The sequence below is a fragment of the Pseudomonas sp. 10B238 genome (assembly GCF_000970615.1).
Lineage (GTDB): Bacteria > Pseudomonadota > Gammaproteobacteria > Pseudomonadales > Pseudomonadaceae > Stutzerimonas.
Genome location: NZ_KQ033998.1, coordinates 1 through 325, shown reverse-complemented (window position 1 = coordinate 325; position 325 = coordinate 1). Strand labels below are relative to the sequence as shown.

The window sequence follows — 325 nt, the reverse complement described above, 5'->3', positions numbered from 1 at the left end:
GGATAAACCAATAGGCCATCGGGTTGCTGCCGGCCGGACGAATGAAGAAGACGGTCATGTACTGGGCACCGCTTTCCTGCTTGATCCCCTCGGACAGATAGCGCTGGATCAGGTATTGCCAGCTCCGTGGCTGATGCGCCTTCAGCTGTTTAAGCATGTCCCATGGCACATGCTGATCCAAGCCGATATTTGCAATGGCTTTCCGGTTCGCTTGGCGGTCGGCTAGATACGTAACCAAAAAATCGACATTGAAGGTCAGCAGGACCTCGGCTTTGTTGAGATTCTGGAAAATCCATTTGATCTTAGGGAACGGCACATCGCCATA

The 325-nt window shown here is 52.3% G+C and carries 1 protein-coding gene; it reads right to left on the bottom strand.

Annotated elements, in window-relative coordinates; all coding sequences use genetic code 11:
- Window positions 1-325, bottom strand: a 325-nt coding sequence (tcmP, locus tag RT21_RS22955) for a three-Cys-motif partner protein TcmP (RefSeq protein ID WP_156155754.1), incomplete at both ends; no start/stop codon positions are given.